The organism is Clostridium sp. CAG:43, assembly GCF_000434655.1.
In the GTDB taxonomy this organism is placed as follows: domain Bacteria; phylum Bacillota; class Clostridia; order Lachnospirales; family Lachnospiraceae; genus Otoolea; species Otoolea fessa.
Window position 1 is genome coordinate 1770 of the sequence record NZ_FR895051.1, and the last position, 3094, is coordinate 4863.

3 protein-coding genes are annotated in these 3094 nt (G+C 49.0%); all 3 read left to right on the forward strand.

All coding sequences use genetic code 11. From position 1 onward, the window contains the following. Window positions 1–151 precede the first annotated feature (151 nt). The 3 genes from QVO97_RS04310 (at window position 152) to QVO97_RS04320 (ending at window position 2835) form a co-directional block, all read left to right on the forward strand. Window positions 152–1327 carry a ParB/RepB/Spo0J family partition protein gene (locus tag QVO97_RS04310; protein ID WP_022359162.1) on the forward strand — a complete coding sequence of 392 codons (1176 nt, stop codon included), beginning with the start codon at window positions 152–154 and terminating at the stop codon, window positions 1325–1327. A 51-nt stretch (window positions 1328–1378) separates the two neighbouring features. Continuing rightward, on the forward strand, window positions 1379–1882 hold the full coding sequence (locus QVO97_RS04315) for a DUF4446 family protein (RefSeq protein WP_022359163.1): 504 nt from the start codon (window positions 1379–1381) through the stop codon (window positions 1880–1882). Between the two features lie 74 nt (window positions 1883–1956). Beyond that, a complete protein-coding gene (locus QVO97_RS04320; protein WP_022359164.1) occupies window positions 1957–2835 on the forward strand; it encodes a DUF3881 family protein in 879 nt (292 codons plus the stop codon). Window positions 2836–3094: the final 259 nt, after the last annotated feature.

Genomic DNA, 3094 nt, shown 5'->3' on the forward strand with positions numbered 1-3094 from the left:
GACAGCCGCTCGACCGGAGCAGAGAGCTACCGTCTGCTGGCAGCAGAGGTGATCAGCCGGGGAGAAGAGCTGTAGGCAGGAAAATAACGGTGAAGTGAAATTCAGAAAGGATGCCTGCCGGGGCGTCGGGAGGTTCGTGAGGAGGAAGGAAATGTCAAAGAGAACGGGGCTTGGCAGAGGACTGGGAGCTTTTTTTGGAAATGATTACGAGGATGCAGAAGCGGGAAAAAGCAGCGCAAAGCCATCGGATGAAGCCGGAAAAAAGACTTCCGTTCGTGAGACGGAACAGGAGATAGAGAAAAAGAGCCTGGAAGAGCTGGATATGGTGCTTCCGGGATCTAAAAAACAGAAAAAATCGGCGTCGGCCGGAAAGGCAGCTGCGAAAACAGTGGGAAAAGGCAGCCGCGTGGGAGTTGCAAAGGCATCCGGAAAGACGACGGCAGAAGGAAAAACCCGCACAGCCGGGGAGATGGCGGCAAAATCGAAGACACAGACGGCAAAAGCGGAGCCGGTCGTAAAGATCGTTGAGGTGGAAAAAGAGAAATTTCTAAATATTTCGGAGATTGAGCCAAATGTCAGCCAGCCGCGTAAGATGTTTGATGAAGAACAGCTCGGAGAGCTGGCAGAATCCATCCGCCATTACGGCGTGCTGCAGCCGCTTCTGGTTCAGAAAAAGGGCGATCGTTATGAGCTGATTGCCGGAGAGCGCCGGTGGAGAGCTGCCAAACTGGCAGGATTTCGGGAAGTTCCAGTGATCGTGCGCGAGTATACGAGACAGCAGACGATGGAGATCGCCCTGATCGAGAATGTACAGCGTGCAGATTTAAATCCGATTGAGGAGGCGAAAGCCTACCAGATGCTGATTCAGGAGTTTGGGCTGCGTCAGGAGGACGTGGCAGAGCGCGTAGCGAAGAACCGTGCGACGATCACGAACAGCATGCGTCTTTTGAAACTGGATGAGAGAGTGCAGGAGATGCTGATTCAGGACCGGCTTACCGGAGGTCATGCGAGAGCGCTTCTTTCGCTGGAAGATGGTGAAAAACAGTACCAGTTGGCGCTTAAAACAGTAGAAAATCATTTGAGCGTCCGCGAGGTCGAGCGTCTGGTGAAAGAGCTTTTGAAGCCGAAAAAGGCGAAAAAGAAAGCAGATCCGGAACGCGATATGGAGGTCTTTTTCAAGGATGTGGAAGAGAAGCTGAAAGGGGTTATGGGAACGAAGGTTTCGATCAACCGCAAGGATAAGAATAAAGGCAGAATCGAGATCGAATACTATTCATCAGCGGAACTGGAACGTCTGATTGAGCTTTTGGAGTCATTAAGACAGTAATCACACAAAATTCGTCCCAGGGGACGGATGATGGGAAATGAGGAATGAAAGATGGAGAGCAGTATTTTTAGCGGGATTGGCATCGATCCGGGGATTATCGTGATCATTCTGGCGATCCTGACACTCATATCATTTATTGCATCCGTCATCTGTTTTTCGCAGTATAGGAAGTTGTATCGCAGATATGATATGTTTATGCGGGGAAAAGATGCGGAGACGCTCGAAGATACGATCATGGAACTGGTGGATGAGACCGAGTATCTGCGGGCAAAGGACGGAGATACAAAACGCCTGGTGGATTCGGTTGTCTCCAAGGCGCAGGCTGGATACCAGAAAACCGGTATTGTCAAGTACAATGCGTTTAAGGGCATGGGCGGCAATCTGAGTTTTGTCATTGCCATGCTGGATGATAACAACACGGGATTTGTGCTGAATTCTGTTCACAGCCGTGAAGGCTGTTACCTGTATCTGAAGGATGTCGTAGAGGGCAAGACCGAGGTGCTTTTAGGAAGTGAAGAGAAGGAAGCACTGGAGCGTGCGCTTGGGTATAAGTAAGGAAAATAAAGGATAGAAATGAGGCGGCTGTATGTGTTGGCAGCAGCTGCGGATTGTAGTTAGAAGGAGTCAATATGCATCGTTTTTTGCGAGCTGCCGGATTTAGTATGTATCAGAAGAAGAAGGACATCCGTGCCCTGCTTCGCTGTCTGGCGAGAGAGGCGGGAACCTCCAGCTGTCTTCAGCTTGACAGGGAGACCGAATTATATGAGATCAAGACAGAAGTTGCGCCGGGGATCGGCGTGGCGATGTATGGGGAGCTGAATGAGCAGGATGAGATGGAGATAGAGTATTATTATCCCTATATTCTGAACGAGGAGGTAACCTCGCGGGCAGAATGTTCCATTCAGCGTCATACGGAGAAGGAAACCTATGCGGGGCTTCTGGATGAGTATAAGGTAGGGCTTTCGCTGATCTTTTATCTCTTGAATCCGATCGAATACAGGGAGTGTTACCGGAAAGAGCGCGAGCGCTTACAGGTGACTTCGGTCAGCCTGGCAGGATTTGCCAATCGGGGCAAGGTGCTTCTTCCGATCAAAAAGACGGCGCTGCAGATTGAAAAAGCCAAAGTGGCGGCGAAAAACCGGGATGAACTTTTGGAAGCGGCAAAAAATGGCGACGAGGATGCGATGGAGTCCTTAACAATCGAGGATCTGGATCTCTATTCGATGGCATCGCGCCGGGCGACGAGAGAGGATATTTATTCGATCGTCGATACAACTTTTATGCCAAGCGGGATCGAGTGCGATCAGTATTCGATTTTAGGCGAGATCAAAGAGGTTATATGTAAGAAAAACCGGTTTACCGGCGAGGAAATCTATGATCTCAAGGTGGAATGCAACGATCTGTATTTCCGCGTGGGTATCAATAAGATGGACCTGCTTGGAGAACCGCTTCCGGGACGTCGGTTTAAAGGAAAAATATGGATGATGGGAACGGCTCATTTTGCGTAAAGGCCTATAAAAAATCGTCAGTTCCAAAAGTGCCTACCCGTGAACAGTTACACAGAAATTGCATACGGAGCAGGTAGGAAGAGAAAATAGTTGCGGAACACATGAAAATGAATTATAATAAAATGCAGTATAAAAATACGATATATGTTTCACGTGAAACATATAAGTCTCTGTAGCTCAGTAGGATAGAGTGTTCGCCTCCTAAGGTTGCGTTACAACGGTCACCTTGGAAAAACTTCATATAGGATTCAAGTTCGAG

What these genes read in the sequence shown, in the direction of transcription:
- QVO97_RS04320 (WP_022359164.1), top strand. Translation starts at nt 1,957, where the DNA reads ATGCATCGTTTTTTGCGAGCTGCCGGATTTAGTATGTATCAGAAGAAG.
- QVO97_RS04310 (WP_022359162.1), top strand. Translation starts at nt 152, where the DNA reads ATGTCAAAGAGAACGGGGCTTGGCAGAGGACTGGGAGCTTTTTTTGGA.
- QVO97_RS04315 (WP_022359163.1), top strand. Translation starts at nt 1,379, where the DNA reads ATGGAGAGCAGTATTTTTAGCGGGATTGGCATCGATCCGGGGATTATC.